At 72.4% G+C, this 21,074-nt stretch carries 21 protein-coding genes and 1 pseudogene; 12 read left to right on the top strand and 10 right to left on the bottom strand.

The genetic code is table 11. The features are described from left to right. Positions 1-35 precede the first annotated feature (35 nt). Positions 36-995 (bottom strand): D-2-hydroxyacid dehydrogenase family protein, encoded by a 960-nt coding sequence (locus ACZ6D7_RS26060; protein ID WP_469495298.1) that lies wholly within the window; start codon positions 993-995, stop codon positions 36-38. 50 nt (positions 996-1,045) lie between these two features. On the opposite strand from ACZ6D7_RS26060, the gene ACZ6D7_RS26065 reads away from it, so the two are divergent. From ACZ6D7_RS26065 to ACZ6D7_RS26075, 3 genes are all read left to right on the top strand, one after another. Then, positions 1,046-1,480, top strand: a complete 435-nt coding sequence (locus ACZ6D7_RS26065; protein WP_469495301.1) for a DUF3052 domain-containing protein — start codon at positions 1,046-1,048, stop codon at positions 1,478-1,480. 90 nt (positions 1,481-1,570) lie between these two features. Then, the gene (locus ACZ6D7_RS26070; protein ID WP_469495521.1) at positions 1,571-2,464 is read left to right on the top strand and encodes a glycosyltransferase family 2 protein; all 894 of its coding nucleotides are present in this window, start codon (positions 1,571-1,573) and stop codon (positions 2,462-2,464) included. 598 nt (positions 2,465-3,062) lie between these two features. Then, positions 3,063-6,374 carry an AfsR/SARP family transcriptional regulator gene (locus ACZ6D7_RS26075; protein ID WP_469495302.1) on the top strand — a complete coding sequence of 1,104 codons (3,312 nt, stop codon included), beginning with the start codon at positions 3,063-3,065 and terminating at the stop codon, positions 6,372-6,374. A gap of 91 nt (positions 6,375-6,465) precedes the next feature. Here the strand turns inward: ACZ6D7_RS26075 and ACZ6D7_RS26080 are convergent, their stop codons facing one another. Together ACZ6D7_RS26080 and ACZ6D7_RS26085 are read right to left on the bottom strand one after the other, a co-directional pair. After that, a complete protein-coding gene (locus tag ACZ6D7_RS26080; protein ID WP_469495305.1) occupies positions 6,466-8,187 on the bottom strand; it encodes a bifunctional 3'-5' exonuclease/DNA polymerase in 1,722 nt (573 codons plus the stop codon). Positions 8,188-8,234: 47 nt separating this feature from the next. Next, the gene (locus tag ACZ6D7_RS26085) at positions 8,235-8,966 is read right to left on the bottom strand and encodes a Clp protease N-terminal domain-containing protein (protein WP_469495307.1); all 732 of its coding nucleotides are present in this window, start codon (positions 8,964-8,966) and stop codon (positions 8,235-8,237) included. 128 nt (positions 8,967-9,094) lie between these two features. Between ACZ6D7_RS26085 and ACZ6D7_RS26090 the strand changes: the two genes are divergently transcribed. Next, positions 9,095-10,207: a DUF2786 domain-containing protein gene (locus tag ACZ6D7_RS26090; RefSeq protein WP_469495310.1), complete on the top strand. Its 1,113-nt coding sequence runs from the start codon at positions 9,095-9,097 to the stop codon at positions 10,205-10,207. 63 nt (positions 10,208-10,270) lie between these two features. On the opposite strand, the gene ACZ6D7_RS26095 is transcribed toward ACZ6D7_RS26090, so the two are convergent. The 4 genes from ACZ6D7_RS26095 to rpmB all read right to left on the bottom strand — a co-directional run bounded on the left by ACZ6D7_RS26095 (position 10,271) and on the right by rpmB (position 12,104). Further along, positions 10,271-10,810, bottom strand: a complete 540-nt coding sequence (locus ACZ6D7_RS26095) for a DUF4232 domain-containing protein (protein ID WP_469495314.1) — start codon at positions 10,808-10,810, stop codon at positions 10,271-10,273. Between the two features lie 132 nt (positions 10,811-10,942). Further along, a complete protein-coding gene (locus ACZ6D7_RS26100) occupies positions 10,943-11,458 on the bottom strand; it encodes a hypothetical protein (protein ID WP_469495317.1) in 516 nt (171 codons plus the stop codon). 87 nt (positions 11,459-11,545) lie between these two features. After that, positions 11,546-11,851 (bottom strand): 30S ribosomal protein S14, encoded by a 306-nt coding sequence (gene rpsN, locus ACZ6D7_RS26105; RefSeq protein WP_469495320.1) that lies wholly within the window; start codon positions 11,849-11,851, stop codon positions 11,546-11,548. A 16-nt stretch (positions 11,852-11,867) separates the two neighbouring features. Continuing rightward, positions 11,868-12,104: a 50S ribosomal protein L28 gene (rpmB, locus tag ACZ6D7_RS26110; RefSeq protein ID WP_469495322.1), complete on the bottom strand. Its 237-nt coding sequence runs from the start codon at positions 12,102-12,104 to the stop codon at positions 11,868-11,870. 62 nt (positions 12,105-12,166) lie between these two features. Between rpmB and rpmG the strand changes: the two genes are divergently transcribed. The 5 genes from rpmG (at position 12,167) to ACZ6D7_RS26135 (ending at position 15,003) form a co-directional block, all read left to right on the top strand. Beyond that, positions 12,167-12,331, top strand: coding sequence for a 50S ribosomal protein L33 (rpmG, locus tag ACZ6D7_RS26115; protein ID WP_015658813.1), 165 nt, complete (start codon positions 12,167-12,169; stop codon positions 12,329-12,331). A gap of 3 nt (positions 12,332-12,334) precedes the next feature. Continuing rightward, on the top strand, positions 12,335-12,589 hold the full coding sequence (locus ACZ6D7_RS26120) for a type B 50S ribosomal protein L31 (RefSeq protein WP_469495324.1): 255 nt from the start codon (positions 12,335-12,337) through the stop codon (positions 12,587-12,589). Next, positions 12,586-13,833: a CobW family GTP-binding protein gene (locus ACZ6D7_RS26125; RefSeq protein WP_469495326.1), complete on the top strand. Its 1,248-nt coding sequence runs from the start codon at positions 12,586-12,588 to the stop codon at positions 13,831-13,833. The genes ACZ6D7_RS26120 and ACZ6D7_RS26125 overlap by 4 nt, the downstream gene beginning before the upstream one ends. A 4-nt stretch (positions 13,834-13,837) precedes the next feature. Then, positions 13,838-14,071: a 30S ribosomal protein S18 gene (gene rpsR, locus ACZ6D7_RS26130; RefSeq protein ID WP_469495329.1), complete on the top strand. Its 234-nt coding sequence runs from the start codon at positions 13,838-13,840 to the stop codon at positions 14,069-14,071. 713 nt (positions 14,072-14,784) lie between these two features. After that, a complete protein-coding gene (locus ACZ6D7_RS26135) occupies positions 14,785-15,003 on the top strand; it encodes a DUF397 domain-containing protein (protein WP_469495523.1) in 219 nt (72 codons plus the stop codon). A gap of 120 nt (positions 15,004-15,123) precedes the next feature. Here ACZ6D7_RS26135 and ACZ6D7_RS26140 read toward each other — a convergent pair whose 3' ends face one another. After that, positions 15,124-15,606 (bottom strand): ATP-binding protein, encoded by a 483-nt coding sequence (locus tag ACZ6D7_RS26140; protein ID WP_469495331.1) that lies wholly within the window; start codon positions 15,604-15,606, stop codon positions 15,124-15,126. Positions 15,607-15,981: 375 nt separating this feature from the next. Between ACZ6D7_RS26140 and ACZ6D7_RS26145 the strand changes: the two genes are divergently transcribed. The 3 genes from ACZ6D7_RS26145 to ACZ6D7_RS26155 all read left to right on the top strand — a co-directional run bounded on the left by ACZ6D7_RS26145 (position 15,982) and on the right by ACZ6D7_RS26155 (position 19,072). After that, on the top strand, positions 15,982-16,806 hold the full coding sequence (locus tag ACZ6D7_RS26145; RefSeq protein ID WP_469495526.1) for a helix-turn-helix domain-containing protein: 825 nt from the start codon (positions 15,982-15,984) through the stop codon (positions 16,804-16,806). A gap of 109 nt (positions 16,807-16,915) precedes the next feature. Beyond that, the gene (locus ACZ6D7_RS26150; protein ID WP_469495333.1) at positions 16,916-18,376 is read left to right on the top strand and encodes an aldehyde dehydrogenase family protein; all 1,461 of its coding nucleotides are present in this window, start codon (positions 16,916-16,918) and stop codon (positions 18,374-18,376) included. A 54-nt stretch (positions 18,377-18,430) separates the two neighbouring features. After that, a complete protein-coding gene (locus ACZ6D7_RS26155) occupies positions 18,431-19,072 on the top strand; it encodes a PadR family transcriptional regulator (RefSeq protein WP_469495336.1) in 642 nt (213 codons plus the stop codon). A gap of 69 nt (positions 19,073-19,141) precedes the next feature. On the opposite strand, the gene ACZ6D7_RS26160 is transcribed toward ACZ6D7_RS26155, so the two are convergent. Both ACZ6D7_RS26160 and ACZ6D7_RS26165 read right to left on the bottom strand, forming a co-directional pair. Next, positions 19,142-20,542, bottom strand: coding sequence for a glutamate decarboxylase (locus tag ACZ6D7_RS26160; protein WP_469495339.1), 1,401 nt, complete (start codon positions 20,540-20,542; stop codon positions 19,142-19,144). Between the two features lie 55 nt (positions 20,543-20,597). Continuing rightward, positions 20,598-20,896, bottom strand: a pseudogene (locus tag ACZ6D7_RS26165) (ion channel protein); the annotation flags it as partial. Between the last annotated feature and the right edge of the window lie 178 nt (positions 20,897-21,074).

The following is a 21,074-nucleotide window of genomic DNA, read 5'->3' on the forward strand; positions in this document are numbered from 1 at the left end:
AACCCCCGCCGGAACCCCGAGGCCCAGCCCCTCCCTCAGCCCAGCACCCGCACCGGTGTCCCCTCCAGATACGCCCGAATCCCCTCCACCGCCTGCCCGTAGTACCGCTCGTAGTTCGCCCGCGACACGTACCCCAGGTGCGGAGTCGCCAGCAGGCGCGGAGCCGTCCGCATCGGGTGGTCGACGGGGAGCGGCTCGACGTCGAACACGTCCACCCCCGCCCCCGCGATCCGCCCCTCCCGCAGCGCCGCCAGCAACGCGTCCTGGTCGACGATCGCCGCCCGCGAGGTGTTCACCAGGTACGCCGTCGGCTTCAGCAGAGCCAGCTCGGCGGCGCCGACCAGCCCCCGGGTGCGGTCGCTCAGGGCCAGGTGCACGGACACGAAGTCGCTCTCCGCCAGCAGTTCCTCCTTCGAGGACGCGAGCCGCACGCCCACCTCCGCCGCCCGCCCCGCTGTCAGGTTCTGGCTCCACGCGCTCACCTCCATCCCGAAGGCCAGCCCCACCCGGGCTACCAGGCCGCCGATCTTCCCCAGGCCCAGGAGTCCCAGCCGCCGTCCGTGCAGGTCCGCGCCGACCGTCGACTGCCAGGGCCCGCCCGACCGGAGCGCCGTGTTCTCCTCGACCAGCCCCCGCGCCAGCCCCAGCAGCAATGCCCAGGTCAGCTCCATCGGCGGCGTCGACGAACTCTCCGTACCGCACACCGTCACGCCGTTCGCCCGCGCCGCCGCGTAGTCGATCACCGAGTTCCGCATGCCGGAGGCGATCAGCAGCCGCAGCCGGGGAAGCCGGTCGAGCAGCGACGCGGGGAAGGGGACCCGTTCCCGCAGGGTCACCACGCAGTCGAAGCCGGCCAGCGCCGCCGCCAGCTCGTCCTCCGTCCCGAAGTGCTCGGTGAAGGAGACGACCTCCACTTTCTCGCCCGGCAGGGACCAGTCGGCGAACTCCGTCGCCACGTTCTGGAAGTCGTCGAGTACGGCACAGCGCAAAGGCATGGTCTTCTCCTCCGGGTGAGGCGGGTCCGAGGCGAGGCTACGGTGGAACGGTGAGCCCCTCGGCCGCGACCGACGGCTACTCCGGCACCCCCCTCGCCAGGAAACTCGGCGTCAGGCCCGGACGCCGGCTGCGCCTGCGCCACGCCCCGCCCGGGTGGGCCGTACCCGATCTCCCCGACGGCGTCGACGTCGCACCCGGTGGCCCCCGTGACGCGGACGTCACCGTCGCCTTCTACCGCACCCACGCCGGGCTCGCGGCCGAAACCCCCGCCCTCGTCCGCGACCTCGCCGACGACGCCATGCTGTGGATCGCCTGGCCGCGCAAGGCCGCCGGACACGTCAGCGACCTCGCCGAGAACGACCTGCGTGACCTCTTCCTCCCCCTCGGCGTCGTCGACGTGAAGGTCGCCGCGCTGGGCGAGGACTGGTCGGGGCTGAAGTTCGTCCGACGCAGGGAAAATCGCCGTAAACGGGACACAAAGTGAACCGGCGTCAGAGCAACCTCCCCACTTGAGGCAACATCTTGGTGAACGACGGGCGTCGTCGGGCCGGATGGAGTGAGGGGTGTGAGGGACGTGGTGGAGCCGAGGATCGCCGTTGCCGTGGTGACGATGGGGAACCGGCCCGCCGAGGTCGACGCCCTGCTGACGTCCGTGGCCAAACAGGACCTGGCCCCGGCCCGAATAGTCGTCGTCGGCAACGGCTGCCTGCTTCCCGAGTTCGCCGAGCGCCTCTCCCTGCCCGGCGAGGTCACCACCATCGACGTCGACGAGAACCTCGGCTGCCCCGGCGGCCGCAACGTCGCCCTCGCCCGCCTGCGGGAGTTCGGGGACGTGGATGTCGTCGTCGAACTGGACGACGACGGTCTGCTCGTCGACCCCGACGTGCTGCGCCGCGTCCGCGATCTGTACGCCGCCGATCCCCGCCTCGGCATCGTCGGCTTCCGTATCGCCGACGAGCACGGCGAGACCCAGCGCCGGCACGTGCCGCGCGTCGGCGCCTCCGACCCGATGGAAGGCGGTTACGTCACCGGGTTTCTCGGCGGCGGCCACGCGCTCAGCATGGCCATGCTCGCGCAGACCGGCGACTGGCCCGCCGAGTTCTTCTTCGCGCACGAGGAGACCGACCTGGCCTGGCGCGCCACCGACGCCGGCTGGAAGATCCTCTACGCACCCGAACTGCTGCTCCAGCACCCCAAGACCTCGCCCGCCCGGCACGCCATCTACTACCGCGTCACCGCCCGCAACCGGGTCTGGCTGGTCCGGCGCAACCTCCCGCTGCCGCTCATCCCCGTCCACCTGGGCGTGTGGATCGCCGTCACCCTGCTGCGCACCCGCTCGCTCGGCGGGCTCAAGGCCTGGTTCGGCGGGTTCGTGGAGGGCGTGCGCAAGCCGGCGGGCGAACGGCGGCCCATGCGGTGGCGGACGGTATGGCGGCTGACCCGGCTCGGCCGACCGCCGGTCATCTGAGCCCAGTCGTCGAACCCGGGTCGTCGAACCCGGGTCGTCTGACCCCAGTCGTCTGAGCCTGGTCATGTGACCCCGGTCCGGTCGTCTGAGTCCGGGGCCGACTTGTCTTGAGCGAGTCCGGGACCGACTTGTTCTGAACGAGTCCGGAACCGACCGTTCTGTGAACGGCGCGCGGGCCCCGGTCGTTCACCTCTGACGACCGGGGCCCGAACACGCGCCCGGACCCGGCCGCGGCGGCGACACTCCCCCGAGTATCGCGTGTACACGCGCGCGCCGTCGGGCCAGATCCGATGGTGTGATCACATCAGACCGCACCAACGAATCGCTAACATATGGCCAACGGTTCTCCATGTCCTCGCTGGTCACCTGGCCTGAAGTCATCGGGCGAACCCGGGAGGCGACCGGAGCGGCAGCCGATTCCGGCGCGAACCGTCAAGGACAGGATGGCGGAAAGCCGTTGTGCCGGGGGGCGAAATCCCGCCGGTGCCACGGAGTGCCCGCCGGGCGGCGCACCCCGGCACGGGGGCGCGGGAAGGCGAGGGGCGGCGTGATACGGCGGCGCCAGTGCGAGCTACGGTTCGGACTCCTGGGACCACCGGTGCTGTACGCGCCGGGTGCTCCAGGTGCTCCGTATGCGCCGGGCGAGCCAGGTGCTCCGGAGTTCGACGCCGGTGCCGACCTCTCGTACGAGACCATCCGCAGCCCCAAGGTCCGCGCCCTCCTCGCCGTCCTCCTCCTCGACGCGGGCCGGGTCGTCCCCGTCGAGTCGCTCAAGGAGGCGCTGTGGGGCGGAGCGCCGCCGGCCTCCGCGCACGCCTCGCTGCACAACCACGTGACCAGACTGCGCCGCCTCCTCGACGACCCGGAGCGCCTGCGGGCCGTGCCGCCCGGCTACCAACTGCGGGTCGCGCAGGGCGAGCTGGACGTCCATGCCTTCGACCGCCACATCGCCGCGGCACGCGGGGCGTACGCCGCCCGCAACTGGGAGCGCGTCGTGCGCGAGTGCGCCGCGGCCCTCGCGCTCTGGCGCGGCACCCCGCTCAGCGGGCTCCCCGCCGACCTGGGGGGATACGCCTTCGTCCAGCGCCTTTGCGAGGCCCGGCTGCTTCTGCTGGAGTGGCGTTACGACGCCGAACTGGCCCTCGGCGGCAGTCGGCTGGACCGGGTCGTCCCGGAGTTGACGGCGCTGGCCGCCGAGCATCCGCTGCGCGAGGCGTACCACCGCCAACTGATGCTCGCCCTGTACCGCACCGGCCGCCAGGCCGAGGCCCTCGCCGTCCACCGCGATCTGCGCACCCGTCTCGTCGAGGACCTCGGCATCGAACCGGGCCCGGCGGTCCGCGAGGCCCACGTGGAGGTGCTGCGGGGGGTGGAGGTGGGGGAGACGGTTCGGGAGGCGGTGCCGGATGCGATGCGGGAGGCGGTGCCGGATGCGGTGCGGGGGGCGGTGCCTGGGGATGCTGTCGAGGAGGACACCCCGAGCAGCATGATGGGCAATGGCCCAGGTGACCCGGCCACTTCAGGCGCCCCGGCCGCCCCTGCCGCCTCGACCGCGGACCGCTGCCCACACGCGGACCCCGCCGTCCACCCCGCTCTCCACCCCGCCCAACTCCCACCCCCACCCGCCCACTTCACCGGCCGCGACGACATCCTCCGCCCGCTTGAGCGCACCCTCACCGCGGACGGCGGCACCCCCGTCGCCGTGATCAGCGGCATGGCCGGCGTCGGCAAGACCGCGCTCGCGCTCCACCTCGGGCATGCCCTGAAGGAACGTTTCACCAGAGGTCAGCTCTACCTCAACCTCCAGGGCGCCACCCCCGGCATGACCCCCCTTCCCGTCGGCCAGGCACTCGCCGCCCTGCTCCGCGACCTGGGCACTGAGCCCCGTCACATCCCCGAAAACCCGGACGCGGCAGCCGCGTTGCTGCGCACCCTGCTCGCTCCCACCCGCACGCTCCTCGTCCTCGACGACGCCGCGACCGCCGCCCAGATCCGCCCGCTGCTGCCTGGCGGCCCGGACTGCGCGGTGATCGTCACCAGCCGCTCCCCGCTCACCGCCCTCGACGGCGCCCACCGCTTCCCGCTCGCGCCCCTGTCCGCCGAGGCGAGCGCGGAACTGCTGCGGGCGGCGTCCGGGCGCGGGGCGGGTTCGGTGACGGGTTCGGCCGCGGCGACGGCCGCAGGCAAGGGAACCGAAAACACCGACGCTCCCAACTCTCCTGCAGCCCCTAACCCTCCCAACGCTCCCGGCACCCCCGGCACCCCCAGCCCCCCACCCGACCCCATCCCCACCCACCCCCTCGACAACCTCGACGCCACCCACCCCCTCATCGACCTCACCGGCCGCCTCCCCCTCGCCCTGCGGATCGTCGCCGCCCGTCTGGCCGCGCGCCGGGCCCTCACCCCGGACGCCCTCGCCCGCCAACTCGCCGCCACCGAGAGCCGGTTGTACCACCTGGAGTACGACGACCTGAGCGTCCGCCGCTCCCTCGCCGTCGCCCACGACGGGCTCGCCGCCTCCGCGCGCCAGACCGACCGGGACGCGGCCCTCGCCCTGCGCCGCATCGGCGCGCTCGACCTGCCCGCGTACGGCGCACCCCTGCTGGCCCGCCTCACCGGCATCGACGAGCGGCGCGCCGAGGCCGCCCTGGATCGGCTCGTCGACGTGGCCCTCCTGGAGGAGACGGCGTACGGCCGCTACGTGCCCCACGGCCTGGTGCGGGTCTTCGCGCGCGAACTCGTGGGGACGCGGGACGCCGGCGCCGCCGCCGAAACGGCCCTGCACTGGTACGCCGCCAAGGCCGAACACGTCCTCACCGCCATCGTCGAGCCCGGCCTCGACCGGGACGACCGCCGCCTCCCGACCACCGCCCAGCCCGACGCGCACGCGGCGCACGTCCGGGCCGTACCGCCCTTCACCGGGGCCGAGGAGGCCTTCGCCTGGGGTGACACGGAACTGGAGAACATCGTCGCCCTGGTGGAGAGCCGCGCGGACGCCGCCGGTGACGCGCCCCTCGTCTCCACCCTGCTGCGCCTGCTCTTCCCCTATCTCCAGCGCGCCGGCCGGGTCGCCGAGACGGAGGTGCTCGGGCGGACCGCGCTGCGCACGGCCCGCCGGCTCGGGGACGACGCGGCCGAGGCGTACGCGCTCGTCGACCTGGCCGGCCTGCACTTCCTGACCGGCCGCCAGAAGGACGCGCTCGCCCTCAACGGCCGCGCCCTGGCCATCTGGCGACGGCTCGGCCGGCCCTCCTGGATCCGCCGCTGCCTCAACAACCGGGGGCTGCTGCTGGAGAGCCTCGGCCGGCACGAGGAGTCCGGCGAGGCCCTGCGGCAGAGCCTGGAGTGCTCCCGCCGGCTGAACGACCCCTACGGCGAGGCCGTCACCCGCAGCCACCTCGGCAACCTCTACGAGCACACCGACCCGCGCGCCGCCATCGAGCAGCACCGGCGCTCGCTGGCCATCGGGGAGGAGATCGGCGCCGTCATCCTGCGGCACACGGCGCACTGCAACATCGGTTACGCCCATCTCACCCTGGGCGAACCGGCCGCCGCCCTGCCGCACTTCGAGGAGAGCCTGCGCATCCTGGGCGGCCACGGCGACTGGCACGGCGAGTCCCAGACCCGGCTGGGTGCCGTACGCGCCCTGCGCCTGCTGGGCCGTACCGAACGCGCGCTGGGGGAGTGCGCCGAACTCCTGCGCCGGGCCGGCACCCGCGCCGACCGCTACACCGACGGCCTGGCCCGCCACCAGTACGGTCTCCTGCTCCGCGCGCAGGGGCGGGAGGAGCGGGCGCACGAGGAGTGGCGCCGTGCTCTGACGGCACTGGACGGCACGGACGAGACGTCGGTCCTGCGGGAGCTGAGGGAACTGCTCGCCGGCGAGGGCCGATCGCCCGGCGAGGCCTGATCGCGCCCGGCGCACGGGCCGGTCACGCCGCGTCGATCGGCTCGGTCACGTCGCGTCGGCCGGCCCGGTCACTTCGCGTCGGCCGGCCCGGTCACTTCGCGTCGGCATAGCACTCCACCACCGCCGTGGTGAACGGAAACCGGACCGGCGTCTCCCCGAAGGTCAGCCGCCCGGCCAGGTCGGACGCCTCCCGGATGGCGGCGACGACCGCCTCGGCCTCCTCCTGCGGACAGTGCACGATGACCTCGTCGTGCTGGAAGAAGACCAGCTCGGCCGCCATGCCGGCGCAGCTGCGGCGCAGCGCGGCGAGCAGCAGCAGCGTCCAGTCGGCGGCGCTGCCCTGGACGACGAAGTTACGGGCGAAGCGGCCCCGCGCGCGTGCGTGGGAAGAGGCATAGCCGCGCCCCCACCGCTCCGGCCCGTCGGCCCCGGTCTCGGTTCCGGCCCCGGTCTCGTCGGCATCGTCCGGGATGCCCGCCTCCTCGGTGCCGTCGTCGCCGTCGCGGACGGCCGGCGGGCAGGTCCGCCCGAGCCAGGTCCGCACCAGCCGCCCCTCCTCGCCGGCCCGGGCCGCGTCGTCGACGTAGGCCACCGCGCGCGGGAAGCGGCGGCGCAGCGCGGCGAGGTTCTTCAGGCCGTCGCCGGAGGTCTGGCCGTAGACCGCGCCGAGGACCGCGATCTTGGCCTGGTCGCGGTCGCCGGAGAAGGCGCGGTCGGAGACGGACTGGTAGAGGTCGCTCTCGCGGCCCGCCACCTCCATCAGGCCGGGGTCGCGGGAGATCGCCGCGAGGACGCGTGGCTCCATCTGGTCGGCGTCGGCCACGACCAGCCGCCAGCCGGGGTCGGCGACCACGGCCCGCCGGATCACCTTGGGGATCTGGAGGGCGCCCCCGCCGTTGGTCACCCAGCGGCCGGTGACCGTGCCGTGCGCCAGGAACTCGGGCCGGAACCGGCCCTCGCGCACCCAGTCCTGGAGCCAGGACCAGCCGTGGGCGACCCAGATGCGGTACAGCTTCTTGTACTCGATCAGCGGCTTCACCGCCGGATGGTCGACGGACTCGATCTCCCAGCGCCGGGTCGACCTGATCCGGATCCCGGCCTGGGCGAAGGCCTTGATCACATCGGCGGGCAGATCCGGGCGGACCCGGCGGCCGAAGGCGGCGGACACCTCGTCGGCCAGCTCGGCGAGGCGCCGGGGCTCGCCGCCGCCCGCGTACCGCTCGCCGAGCAGGTCGTGCAGCACCGCGCGGTGGACGTCCGCGCTCCAGGGGAGCCCGGCGCGGTTCATCTCGGCGGCCACCAGCATCCCCGCCGACTCGGCCGCCGTCAGCAGCCGCATCCGGTCCGGGTGCTCCGCCCGGTCGTGGCGCCGCTGCTGCTCGGCGTACACCTCGACCAGGTCGGCCAGCGGCATCGGGGCGGACCGCACGGACTGCGGCTCGAACAGGGAGGACTGGGTGCCGGGCGTGGCGGAGGCCTGCGGCGGGTCGGGCGGCACGGGGCCGCCGCGCAGCCGGGCCAGGGCCGCGGCCGCGGAGCGGGGTTCCCCGTACCGCCCCTCGTGACCCAGGAGGAGGGTCTCGGCGTCCTCGACGTCGTAGCACCGCTCGACTCGCACCCCCGTGGCGAGCAGACGCGGATACACCTCGGCCGTGGAACGCCAGACCCAGCGGGTGACGTCGGGCCGCTCGCGCACGGCCCGGGTCAGCTCCGCCTCCCGCAGCACCGGACCTGCGGGCAGCCCGTCCGGACCGAGGACGGCCAGCTCCACGCCACCGTCCTCGACCGGAGCGAGCACCCACCGATCGACCACACTGCGAGTCTGCCAGGGGGGTCTGACAACGCCCCCCCTCGCCGCCCTCAGTCCTTGTCCTGCCGCCCATCCACGATGTCCGCCAGCGCCTTCGCGACGTACCGCTCGGTGCCGGGTTTGTCGATGCCGAGGCCGCTGAGGACGCCCTCGCCGTTCTCGAACTCGAGCAGCGCCAGCAGGAGGTGCTCGGTGCCGACGTAGTTGTGGCCGAGGCGCAGTGCCTCGCGGAAGGTCAGCTCCAGGACCTTCTTGGCGTCCGAGCCGTACGGGACCAGCTCGGGCACCTCGTCGACCGCGGGCGGCAGCGCGGCGGTCGCGGCCTCGCGGACCGCGTCCAGGGTGACGCCCTGCTCGACCATGGCCTTTGCCGCGAGGCCCTCCGGCTCGGCGAGGAGCCCTAGCACCAGATGGGCCGGCAGCCCCTCGGCGTTGCCGGCGGCCTTGGACTCGCTGTGGGCGACCATGACCGCGTTCCGCGCGCGCGGGGTGTAGCGGCTGAAGCCCTGGCCGTCCGGGTCGACGGACTCCTTCGGCACGAACCGCTTCTGCGCGGCCTGGCGCGTGACGCCCATGCTGCGCCCGATGTCGGTCCAGGACGCCCCGGACCGCCGGGCCTGGTCGACGAAGTGCCCGATCAGGTGGTCGGACACCTCCCCGAGGTGCTCCGCCGCGATGACGGCGTCCTGAAGCTGGTCGAGCGGCTCCTCGTGGACCTTCTTGATGGCCGCGATGAGGTCGTCGAGACGAATGGATGCGGTGGGTTCCGGTCGCTCAGTCATGTGTCAACCGTAGGTTGACATCCCCTCACTGTCAACCTCGGGTTGTCACTGGGTCCTGTTCGCCGCTGGTCCTGTTCGCCGCTGGTCCTGTTCTCCGTGCGGCCACGCGCGCGTGGCACCATCGACCGGTGAGCAGCACCCCCAGCACCGTCGACCGCGCCTTCCGGGCCGCCCTCTACGACGCCGCCGACGCCGCCCTCGACGCGGGCGCCTCCGTGCTCGCCGCCGACCCCGCGGCGGACGCCGAACTCGCGCGCCGCGGGACGGAGTTCGTGGCGGCGGTGTGGCGGCGCGGCTGGCAGCCCGCCGACGTCGTACGCATCGTGCGGCGGGACCTGGACGACGTCCACGTACGGCTGGCCGCCGCGCTGATCCGCGCGCAGGCGCCGGACGACAAGGCCCGCGGCCCCCGCTGGGCGGCCCAGCTCGCCGACCTGCCCGCCGGTGACCCGCCCCGCGCGGACCGCTTCACGTACGCCACCGCCGTCCTGGAGCTGTACCGCCTGCTGCTGAGCCTGCCCGCGCTCGAACCCCTCGACGAGCGCCGGGAACGGCGGCCGGGCCGGCGTTCCGACTCCAAGATGCTCACCCGTATCCGCGCCCTGCTCGCCAAGGCGGAGGCGACCGGCTATCCGGAGGAGGCGGAGGCGCTCACCGCGAAGGCGCAGGAGCTGATGGCCCGGCACAGCGTCGACGAGGCGCTGCTCGACGCCCAGGCCCCGGACCCGGACGCGCCCGGCGCCTGCCGGATCGGCGTGGAACCGCCGTACGAGCAGGCCAAGGCGGTGCTCCTGGACGCGGTCGCCGACGCCAACCACTGCAAGGCGGTGTGGAACGAACCGTTCTGCTTCTCCACGGTCGTCGGCTTCGAGGCCGACCTGGAAGCCGTGGAACTCCTCTACACCTCACTCCTGGTGCAGGCGCACTCCGCGATGACCAGGGCGGAGGCCGCCCAGCGGGCCGGCGGACGCAAGCGGACCAAGACCTTCCGGCAGTCCTTCCTCGCGGCCTACGCCCACCGCATCGGCACCCGCCTCACCGCCGCCGCCGAGACCCAGGTCAGCGACGACCTGCTCCCGGTCCTGGCCACCCGCGAGGTCGCCGTCACCGCCGCCACGGACCGCATGTTCCCGGCCACGGTCACCACCCGCCTGCGCGGGGTCACCGACGAGGCGGGCTGGACCCAGGGCGCCGAGGCCGCCGACCGCGCACAGGTCCGCCCCCGCACCCGCCTTCCCTGAGACCCGGACTCCTCTGACGTCCGGACTCCCCTGAGGTCCGGACGTCCGTGGATACGGGCGTCGTCAGTCGCCCGCCTGCTGGAACGCGCTCACCGTCGCATCCGCCGCGTCACCCTCGCCCTTCAGCGCCACATCGCCGTACGACCAGTCGAAGCTCTGCGTCTCCGTGGCGCCCGGCAGGCTGTACTTCACCGTCTTGACGGCGACGCTCTTGTCGCCGCCCTCGCCGCGCAGGTAGGTGATCGTGAACGAGGTGGTGCCCTGCTCCGGGAGCGTCACCTTCTGCGCCTCGGCGGCCGGATCGTTCGCGACGGTCGCAGAGGCGCCGCCCGCGACGAGGTCGACGCCCGGGAAGCCGTCCAGGGTGCACTCGGCGCCCTTGTTGGTCAGGGTGACGGTGACGTTGCCGCTGTCCCCGGCGGCGGGGGCGGCGTTGGCGGCCACCTCCTGGGACAGATCGGCGGCGGCGCAGGCGGCCCCGGCCGTCCCGGCGGCCTTGCTCCCGCCGTCGCCCGAGCCCTCCGAGCCGCTGTCGGCACTGGAGCAGGCGGTGAGGAGGAGAGCCGCGGCGAGGGCGGTGATGGTGATCGGAACGGCGCGCATGAGTGATCCCCTGAGGTTCGTGACGGTGCTCGAAGGATCATCACGCACGCGTGCGGCGAATCGTTCCGCACCCCCGCCCAACCCACCCGCGTGAGTGGTTCCGTACGGGACGCCGACGCCCCGGCGGGCGCCCTACCCGAGCCCGGCCGTCGGCAGTCCCGACGGCCACTGACCGCCCTCCGCCTTGGTGTACGTCTCCTTGCCGGCCGCGCCCTCCCAGGTGAGCTGGAGCGAGTCGTCGCCGACGGAGTCCACCATGCCGGTGGTGCGGTCCTTCGAGCCAGTCGTGCACTCGAGGCGGATCATCTGCATGCCCCCCTCCTGCCCGGCGGTCCCGCTGCACACGGTCCCGCCGGTCGCGAAGAGGGCGGCCTGCTTTCCGGTGATGATCAGCGCCACGGCCTTGCCGTCCGCCGTGGCGAGCCAGCTGCCCTCCAGCTCACCGGCGACCTCGGGCGTCGCCCCGCTCGCGCCCCCGGTGTCCGCCGACGCCGTGGCCGTGGTGGACGGCGTGGCCGAGGAGCCGTCGTCCGAACCGCCGTCGTCGCTGCACCCGGTCAGCGCGAGCGCGCCGGCCAGCGCGGCGGCGCAGGCCACGGCCCGCACCGGTCGCCGGGACGTGCCGCGCGAGAAGATCGCCGAAGTCACTGCAAGCTCCCAAGCTCTAGCCGGACGGAAGGTGCGCAGCAAGCTACCAGCACGGCTTGGCAGAACCTTGGGGGTGAGCTGAGCGAATCACCAGGACGACTTGCGCACCCCCGGCAGATGTCCCGCGTGCGCCTGTTCCCGCAGCCCCACCCGGGACAGCCCGAACGTCCGGAAGTAGCCCCGGGGCCGCCCGTCCACCTGGTCCCGGTTGCGCACGCGCGTGGCGCTCGCGTCACGCGGCTGCCTGCTCAGTTCCCGCTGCGCGGCGGTCCGCTCGGCCTCCGTCGAGGACGGCCGACGGATGATCTCCTTCAGCTCGGCCCGCCGCTCGGCGTACCGCGCGACGACCTTCCGCCGCTCGTCGTTCCTCGCGATCTTGCTCTTCTTCGCCATCGGTCCCTCAGCCCCTTCAGACCCTGACTCCCCGGGCGCGGATCCGCGCCACGGCCGCCTCGACGCCGAGCGCGTCCACGGTCCTGATCCCCTTCGTGCTCAGCCGCAGCCGCACGTGCCGGGCCTCGCTCGGCAGCCAGTAGCGCTTGGACTGGATGTTCGGGTCGAAGCGGCGGGAGGTCCGCCGGTGGGAGTGGGAGATGCGGTTGCCGAACCCGGGCCGGGCCCCGGTCAGCATGCAGTGCGCGGACATACGTGACGTACCTCTCTCGGACAGCTATCGCTAATGGAATTCATTTTCAGTAACATAGCAGCATGGCACGCAACGAACTCCGCCCGGTCATCAAGCTCCGCTCCACGGCGGGGACCGGCTTCACCTACGTGACCCGCAAGAACCGCCGCAACGACCCGGACCGTATGACCCTCAGGAAGTACGACCCGGTCGCCGGCCGCCACGTCGACTTCCGAGAGGAGCGCTGACCCATGCGCGAGGGAATCCACCCGGCCTACGGTCCGGTCGTCTTCCGTGACCGTGCCGCCGACTACACCTTCCTCACCCGCTCGACGATGACGAGCGAGAAGACGATCGAATGGGAGGACGGCCGCACCTACCCGGTCGTGGACGTCGAGATCTCGAACGTCAGCCACCCCTTCTACACCGGCACCGCCCGCGTCCTGGACACCGCCGGCCGCGTCGAGCGCTTCGAACGCCGGTACGGGAAGGCGGGCGGCGCGTGAGCCTGTCCGTCGTGATCGTCGGCGGGCTGCACGCCGACGCCCGCCGGGCGACGGTCGCGCGCCTGCTCGCCGACGTCCCCGGCAGCGTCGTACTCCACCACGACCTGGCGACGGCCGCGGCCGGCACGGTCGTGCGCACCGTCCGCGACGCCGGCGGCATCCTGTCCGCCGGCGAGGCGCCCCTGGTCAACGACTGCGCCTGCTGTGCCCTGCGCGAGGATCTGGTGCCCGAGCTGCTCCGCCTCGCCGAGGACGGCACCACCCGGCTCGCGGTCGTCGAGCTGTGGGACTCCGTCGAGCCCAAGGCCATGGCCGAGGTGGTCGTGGCCGGCGGGCTCACGGTCACCGGTGTGATCACCGCCGTCGACCCGGCCCTGCTCCTGCCCTGCCTCGGCAACGGCGACGACCTCGCCGACTGCGGCCTCGCCGCGGCCGCCACCGACCAGCGGACCGTCGCCGACACCTTCGCGCGTCAGCTGGAGTACGCCCCCGTGCTGGCTGTCGTCGACTCCGGTGAGGCCGACGCCGAGGACCGTGAGCTGCTCGCCCAGCTCCACCCGACAGCTCGCCGGGTCCCCGTCCCGGGCGGCCACCCAGGGGACCCGGCGGGCCCAGCCGCCCCCAAGGCGCACACCCCCGCCCCCACGGCGGAGGTGCCCACCCCCACGCCGGACGCATCCGCACGTGCATCCGCACCAGGCATCACCTCCGAGCTGGCCGCCGCCGCCCTCGCCGGCTTCGACGTCGAGGCGGCCGCCGCGGCCCAGCACCCGGCCTGCGCCCTCCTCCCCGCCGAGGCCGACGCGCACGGGGTGAGCACGCTCGTCTGGCACCGCCGCCGTCCCTTCCACCCGGAGCGGCTCTACGCGGCGCTGGAGGACCTGACCTGCGCCGCCGCCCGCAGCCGGGGCCGGTTCTGGCTCGCCGACCGGCCCGACACGCTGCTCCACTGGGACGCGGCCGGCGGCGCCCTGTGCGTGGAGCCGGCCGGCCCCTGGCTGGCCTCCCTGCCGGACGCGGCCTGGGACATGGTCCCGCCGGTGCGCCGCGCCGCCGCCGCGCTGGACTGGCACCCCGAGCACGGCGACTGCTGCCAGCACCTGGTCTTCACGTCCCCCGGCCTCGACCGCGACGGCCTCGAACAGGTCCTGGAGTCCTGCCTGCTCACCGACGCCGAGTACACCGCGGGCCGCGACGCCTGGAAGCGGTTGCCGCCCGCCTTCGACACCCTTCTGGAGATCTGACCCCATGCCGCGCAAGCCCGAGCGCAAGCCCGCCAAGCCCCGTCCCAACCCGCTCGACCAGGCGGGGATCACCTACATCGACTACAAGGACACCGATCTGCTGCGGAAGTTCGTCTCCGACCGCGGCAAGATCCGCAGCCGCCGCGTCACCCGGGTCACCGCCCAGCAGCAGCGCGAGCTCTCCCGGGCGATCAAGAACGCCCGAGAGATGGCTCTCCTGCCGTACGGCAGCCGCTGATCCCGTCCCGGGGCCATTGATCCGGACCCTTTCGGCGACCGTAGGACGACCCCGTCATCGGTACGAGTGGACACCCGCCGTCCGTCCACAGCCTCTGGACGGCCAGCTGCGCCACGCACCCGCCAAAAGCCGGACACCGCTCGCGGCCCCGGAACCAGAGCCCACCCCGCCCCCGCGTACGACCCCCGTGTCGTACGCGGGGGCGAGTGCTTGTCGCGTCCGGCCGGAGGGAGCCGGACCGCTTCCGGTCCCTCCCGGCCATCCCGGCACCGTCTCCCCCACATCTCCCGGCGGGACATGCGGAACCGCCACATCCGGAGGTTCGGCCTACCGTGCGGAGCGGATGACGGCCGTCCGGGGGAAGGGTGCCCGCGCGGGAGGCCGAGGTGACGGGCGTACGCTCCCGGCAGCCGAACCGTTGCCGTACCGACGGAACACGACGGCCGTGCCGCGCGTCTGTTCCTAGTGCACGAGTGGTTCGATCCGAACTAAATCACCGGTCCGGCAGGCCGACGCGTCGGGTAAAGCGGGCGTCAAAGCTGTAACCGTGCCGGCACCCCACGTGCACGTGCATCTGCTCATGCAACTGCACATGAACGGGGTTATGATCCGGGACAGTTGACCACGGCACCAATGGCCACACGAGCCAGTGCACCACCAGGGAGCGACCTGTGGACCACCACGTTGACGGGGGGCACGACGTGTACAACGGCATGACGGCCACACAGTTGTCCGGGGTTGCCTGGCAGAAGAGCCGGCACAGCAACTCGCAGGGGTCCTGCGTGGAGTTCGCGCGACTGCCGGGCGGTGAGGTGGCCGTGCGCAACTCGCGGTTCCCGGACGGCCCCGCGCTCGTCTATACGCGGGCCGAGATCGAGGCGATGCTCCTGGGCATCAAGGACGGCGAGTTCGATCACCTGATCGCGAGCTGACGTCCCCGTCCCTCGCGTCCGTCGGACATGGATGTCTCACATCCGGATAAGTCGCGCGTACCACCTGAAATCAGGCTGCAACGCGCGTAGAACCGCGGCGCCGAACGGTGCCGCGGTTCTTCATTCCGCCGGCGTGCGCAACCGGAACAGCGCCCAGACCACCTTGCCGCCCAGGGAGCCGGACAGCGGATGCCAGCCCCAGCTGTCGGCGAAGCTGTCGACGAGGAACAGGCCGCGGCCCGACTCCGCCGAGAAGTCCTCACTGTCCTGCGGCAGCGGGCTGTCGTGGCTGGGATCGCGCACCGCGCACACCAGTCGCTCGGTCCACCGCATCAGGTGCAGCCGCACCGGCGGGTGCTGATCCCCCGCGGGCGGGGCGGTGTCCGGGGACATCCCGTGTCGCAGCGCGTTGGTCACCAGTTCCGAGACCACCAGACAGACGTCGTCGAAGCGGTCGCCCACGTCCCACTGGCCAAGGGTTCGTCTGGTGAACTGCCGTGCCTCGCGCACGGCTTCGAAGCGGGGCGGAAGGGCGCAGGAGGCCGCGTTGGACACGGCCGCGGGATCAAGCGGCGGAAGGCCCTGCCGTAACGGCTCGAGCATGGTCGATCCATTCGTCCCCATGCGAGGCACTCCCGGGAGTCGCGGTCGTTGCGATGCAGCGGTGGCGCGGGACCATGGTTTCGGATGCGCACGGCGGATGCAAGGGCAGATGCACGTGCACGTGACCGAAATGGACCTCCCCGTACCGCTTCTTGGCCATTTTTTCCGCCATCTTCTCGCCTATCAGCGGCACTTCTCTTGCCTTCCTCTTCCCCTTCCCCTGCGCCGCTCTGTCCGTATCCTTTGGCTTCTTTCCATCTCTGTAATCGGACGAGTACTGCTCGAAGTGTTTTAGTGGCAGACTGCGGGGCCTGTGGACGGTTGGGGAGGCTGGCGAACGTGAGCGCGGGAGAGCCCGGATCGGTGGTGCGGCGGATGCTGCTCGGCTCGCAACTACGGCGACTGCGTGAGGCACGCGGCATCACCCGTGAGGCGGCCGGGTACTCGATCCGGGCGTCGGAGTCGAAGATCAGCCGCATGGAACTGGGCCGAGTGAGCTTCAAGACCCGGGACGTGGAGGACCTGCTGACGCTGTACGGCATCACGGACGACACCGAGCGCCAGGCGCTCGTCGGACTCGCCCGCGAGGCCAACGTCGCGGGCTGGTGGCACAGCTACTCCGACGTCCTGCCCAACTGGTTCCCCACGTACGTCGGCCTGGAGGGCGCGGCCTCCCTGCTGCGGGCGTACGAGGTGCAGTTCGTGCACGGCCTGCTCCAGACCGAGGCGTACGCCCACGCGGTCGTCAGCCGGGGTATGAAGGGCGCGAGCGCGGCCGACATCGACCGGCGCGTGGCGCTGCGTCTGGAGCGGCAGAAGTACCTGGTCGCCGAGAACGCCCCCGACTTCCACATCGTCCTCGACGAGGCGGCCCTGCGCCGGCCCTACGGCGATCGCGAGGTGATGCGCGGTCAGCTCCAGCATCTGATCGACATCTCCGAGCGGCCCAACGTACGGCTTCAGGTCATGCCGTTCAGCTTCGGTGGCCACTCCGGGGAGTCCGGCGCCTTCACCATCCTGAGCTTCCCGGACGCCGACCTCTCGGACGTCGTCTATCTGGAGCAGCTCACCAGCGCTCTCTACCTGGACAAACGCGAGGACGTCAGCCAGTACGAGCAGGCGCTCAAGGAACTTCAGGACGACAGCCCCGGCCCCGACGAGAGCCGGGACCTGCTGCGCGGTCTGATCCAGCTGTCCTAGGGTTTCCCCTCGGTTAACCGAGGACCGCACCACAACTCCCTTGAAACACACGTACGATGACGTGTGATCAGATCGTGACGTCGATCGCAGCAGGGGATTGAGGGATCACATGTCGTCCTACTTCACCGACCTGGCCCAGCAGTACATCGACGGCAAGTGGCGTCCAGGGACAGGGTCCTGGGACATCATCGACTTCAACCCCTACGACGGCGAGAAGCTGGCCTCGATCACCATCGCCACGGTCGACGAGGTGGACCAGGCCTACCGGGCCGCCGCCCGTGCGCAGAAGGAGTGGGCCGCCACCAACGCCTACGCCCGCCGCTCGGTGTTCGAGAAGGTGCTGCGGCTGGTCGAGGAGCGCGAGGCCCAGATCAGCGAGATCCTCGTGGCCGAGGCCGGCGGCACCTTCGGCAAGGCCGCCTTCGAACTCCACCTGGCCAAGGAGTTCCTGCGCGAGTCGATCCACCTGGCGCTGCGCCCCGAGGGCCGCATCCTGCCCTCGCCGATCGACGGCAAGGAGAACCGCGTCTACCGCGAGCCGGTCGGCGTGGTCGGTGTGATCAGCCCGTTCAACGTGCCGTTCCTGCTGTCGCTGAAGTCCGTCGCCCCCGCGCTGGCCCTCGGCAACGGCGTGGTGCTCAAGCCGCACCAGAACACGCCGATCGCCGGCGGCACCGTGATCGCCAAGCTGTTCGAGGACGCGGGGCTGCCCCCGGGCCTGCTGAACGTGGTCGTGACCGACATCGCCGAGATCGGCGACGCCTTCCTGGAGCACCCGATCCCGCGGGTCATCTCCTTCACCGGCTCCGACAAGGTCGGCCGGCACGTCGCCACGGTCGCCGCCTCGCACTTCAAGCGGTCGATCATCGAACTCGGCGGCAACAGCGCCTTCGTCGTCCTGGACGACGCCGATGTGGACTACGCGGTCGACGCGGCCGTCTTCAGCCGCTTCGTCCACCAGGGCCAGGTCTGCATGGCCGCCAACCGGATCCTGGTCGACCGTTCGCTCGCCGACGAGTTCACCGAGAAGTTCGTCGCCAAGGTGCGCACGCTGAAGGCCGGCGACCCGCGCGACCCGGCGACCCTCATCGGCCCGGTGATCAACTCCCAGCAGGCGGAGGCCGTGACCGGCGCCGTCGAGCAGGCGATCGCCGAGGGCGCGACCGCCCTGCTGCACGGCACGACCACCGACAACCTCGTCGAGCCGTCCGTCCTCACCGGCCTGCCCGCCGACTCCGCCCTGCTCCAGCAGGAGGTCTTCGGCCCGGTCGCCTTCCTCATCACCTTCGACGGCGAGGAAGAGGCCGTACGCCTCGTCAACGACACGCCGTACGGCCTGAGCGGCGCCGTCCACACCGCCGACGTCGAGCGCGGCGTGGCCTTCGCCAAGCAGATCGTCACCGGCATGTTCCACGTCAACGACGCCACCGTCCACGACGAGCCGATCGTCCCCTTCGGCGGCGAGAAGAACTCCGGCGTCGGCCGCCTCAACGGCGAGACGACCCTGGAGGCCTTCACCACCACGAAGTGGATCTCGGTACAGCACGGCCGCAGCGGGTTCCCCTTCTAGCCGCTGCCCCGGAGGGTGGGGGCGGGCGGGTGCCCGGCCCCTACCCTGGAGCGCATGTCAGCGATCCGTCTCCTCGTGCTGGGCGCGGTCCGCCAGCACGGGCGGGCCCACGGCTACCAGGTGCGCAACGACCTGGAGTACTGGGGCGCCCACGAGTGGTCCAGCGCCAAGCCCGGCTCGATCTACCACGCCCTGAAGCAGATGGCCAAGCAGGGACTCCTGCTCGCCCACGAGATCGCGCCGTCCACGGCCGGCGGCCCACCGCGCACCGAGTACGAGATCACGGACGAGGGCACCGAGGAGTACCTGCGGCTGCTGCGGGAGGCCCTGGTCGCGCGGGACCGGAGCATCGACACGCTCTCCGCGGCGATCGGCTTCATGGTCGACCTGGACCGGGCGGAGGCCGTGGACCTGCTCCGGCAGCGGCTGCGCGGGCTGGCCGAGTGGCGCGACGCCGTCACCGAGCACTACGTCCCGCAGGACGGGCCCGAGAAGCTCGGCCACATCGGCGAGATCATGAACATGTGGGTCCACACGGCCGACGGCGAGGCCGCCTGGACCCGGGGCCTGATCGATCGCATCGAGGCGGGCGCCTACACCTTCGCCGGCGAGGGCGACCCCTTCGTGGGCGTCCTGGCCGAGGGCGAGGAGAACCCGTACGCGACGGGGGAGCGGCACCCGGAGGACAACCGCTGACAGCCGTACGGCACCTGCTCGGCGGCCCCGGCGGGGAGCCGGGGCACCTCTGCGCGGCGGCGGGGTGCCTCAGTGGTGGAATCCGGTCGCCGCTCCCTTGTCCCGGGTCGTCGGGCCCGACTGGCTCCGCAGCTCCGGCAGGAGCCGTGTGAGGTCCTCCACGAACATCTCCGCGAGGTCCTCCGAGAAGCCGTTGCGGCACACCACCCGGATGACGGACAGGTCCTCCCGGTTCGGCGGGAAGGTGTACGCCGGCACCAGCCAGCCGTTCTCCCGCAGCCGCCGGGCGACGTCGAAGACGTCGTACGCAGTGACCTCCGGCACCGTGGTGAAGGCGAAGACGGGCAGCTGGTCGCCCCGGGTGAGGAGGCGGAAGTCACCGAGGGCCTCCACCTTGTCGGCGATGCCCAGGGCCACGTCCCGCGTGGACTGCTGCACCGCGCGGTAGCCCTCGCGGCCCAGCCGCAGCAGCGTGTAGTACTGCGCGACGACCTGGGCGCCGGGCCGGGAGAAGTTCAGCGCGAAGGTCGGCATGTCGCCGCCCAGGTAGTTGACCCGGAAGACCAGCTCCTCGGGCAGTGCCTCCTTGTCCCGCCACAGCGCCCAGCCGACACCGGGGTACACCAGCCCGTACTTGTGGCCCGAGGTGTTGATCGACGCCACGCGCGGGAGGCGGAAGTCCCACACCAGGTCCTCGTCGAGGAAGGGCGCGACCATGGCCCCGGACGCGCCGTCCACGTGCACCGGGACGTCCAGGCCGGTGCGCTCCTGAAGGGCGTCCAGGGCCGCGCACAGGTCGGCGATCGGCTCGTAGGAGCCGTCGAAGGTGGAGCCGAGGACGCCGACGACCCCGATGGTGTTCTCGTCGCACAGCTCGGCGGCGGCCTGCGGGTCCAGGTGGTAGCGCTCGCCCTCCATGGGGACCAGGCGGGCCTCCACCTCCCAGAAGTTGCAGAACTTCTCCCAGCACACCTGGACGTTGACGCCCATGATCAGGTTCGGGCGGGCGCCCGCCTTCGGGTTCCGGTTGCTCCAGCGGCGCTTGAGCGCCATGCCGGCCAGCATGCACGCCTCGCTGGACCCGGTCGTCGAACAGCCCACGGCCGCCGACGGATCCGGCGCGTTCCACAGGTCGGCGAGCATCGCCACGCAGCGCCGCTCCAGCTCGGCGGTGCGCGGGTACTCGTCCTTGTCGATCATGTTCTTGTCGCGGCACTCCCCCATCAGGAGGGCGGCCTGCGGCTCCATCCAGGTGGTGACGAAGGTGGCCAGGTTCAGCCGGGAGTTGCCGTCCAGCATCAGCTCGTCGTGGACCAGCTGATAGGCCGTCGACGGCGAGATCGGGGCGTCCGGCATCCGGTGCTTGGGCGGCGCCTCCCTCATGCCGCCGACCGGATTGGCCTCTCCGTAGAAGGGGTTGACGGACAGCGGGCGCTCATCGGGCTTCGCGGGACCTTTGTGCAACGCCATGGATGTGCCTCCTGAAGGATCGAACGGATGTCAGCGGACGGGAGTTCCGTCCGCCCGCGACTGCGGTGCGGCCGAGCGCGGTCCCGACGACCACCGCCGGGAAGATCCGCCCGCCCCGGAACCCGCAGCGCATGGCGACCACCGGCGCGCCGGCTTCACCACCGTCGGCGTGGCGAACTGGCCGGCCGTCCAGGCGCCGGGACCGGCCGCCGGCTCCGCGACCTCGTCCAGCCCCTTGAAGAGCGTCAGATGCCCGCCCAGGGCCGCCGACGGCCCCAGAACGCCCCCGCCGGGCAGCGCGGCCACGGACGCGACCACCAGCGCCGCCGGCAGATCGCCCCGGTCGGGCGAGCCCAGCCCGGTCGTCGCCGGGTCGGGCCCCGCGTGCCCCGGCGCCTTCCGCACCACCAGGCCCGGGCAGGATCAGGGGCGGCAGCGCGCGGGCGGGCGTCGCCGGAGCGGTGGGTGCGTGCCGCGCGGTCTCCTGGGCCACAGGCTCACGATAAGCGGGCGAAACGGACATGACATCCGG

The sequence above is a fragment of the Streptomyces sp. NPDC041784 genome (assembly GCF_055591025.1).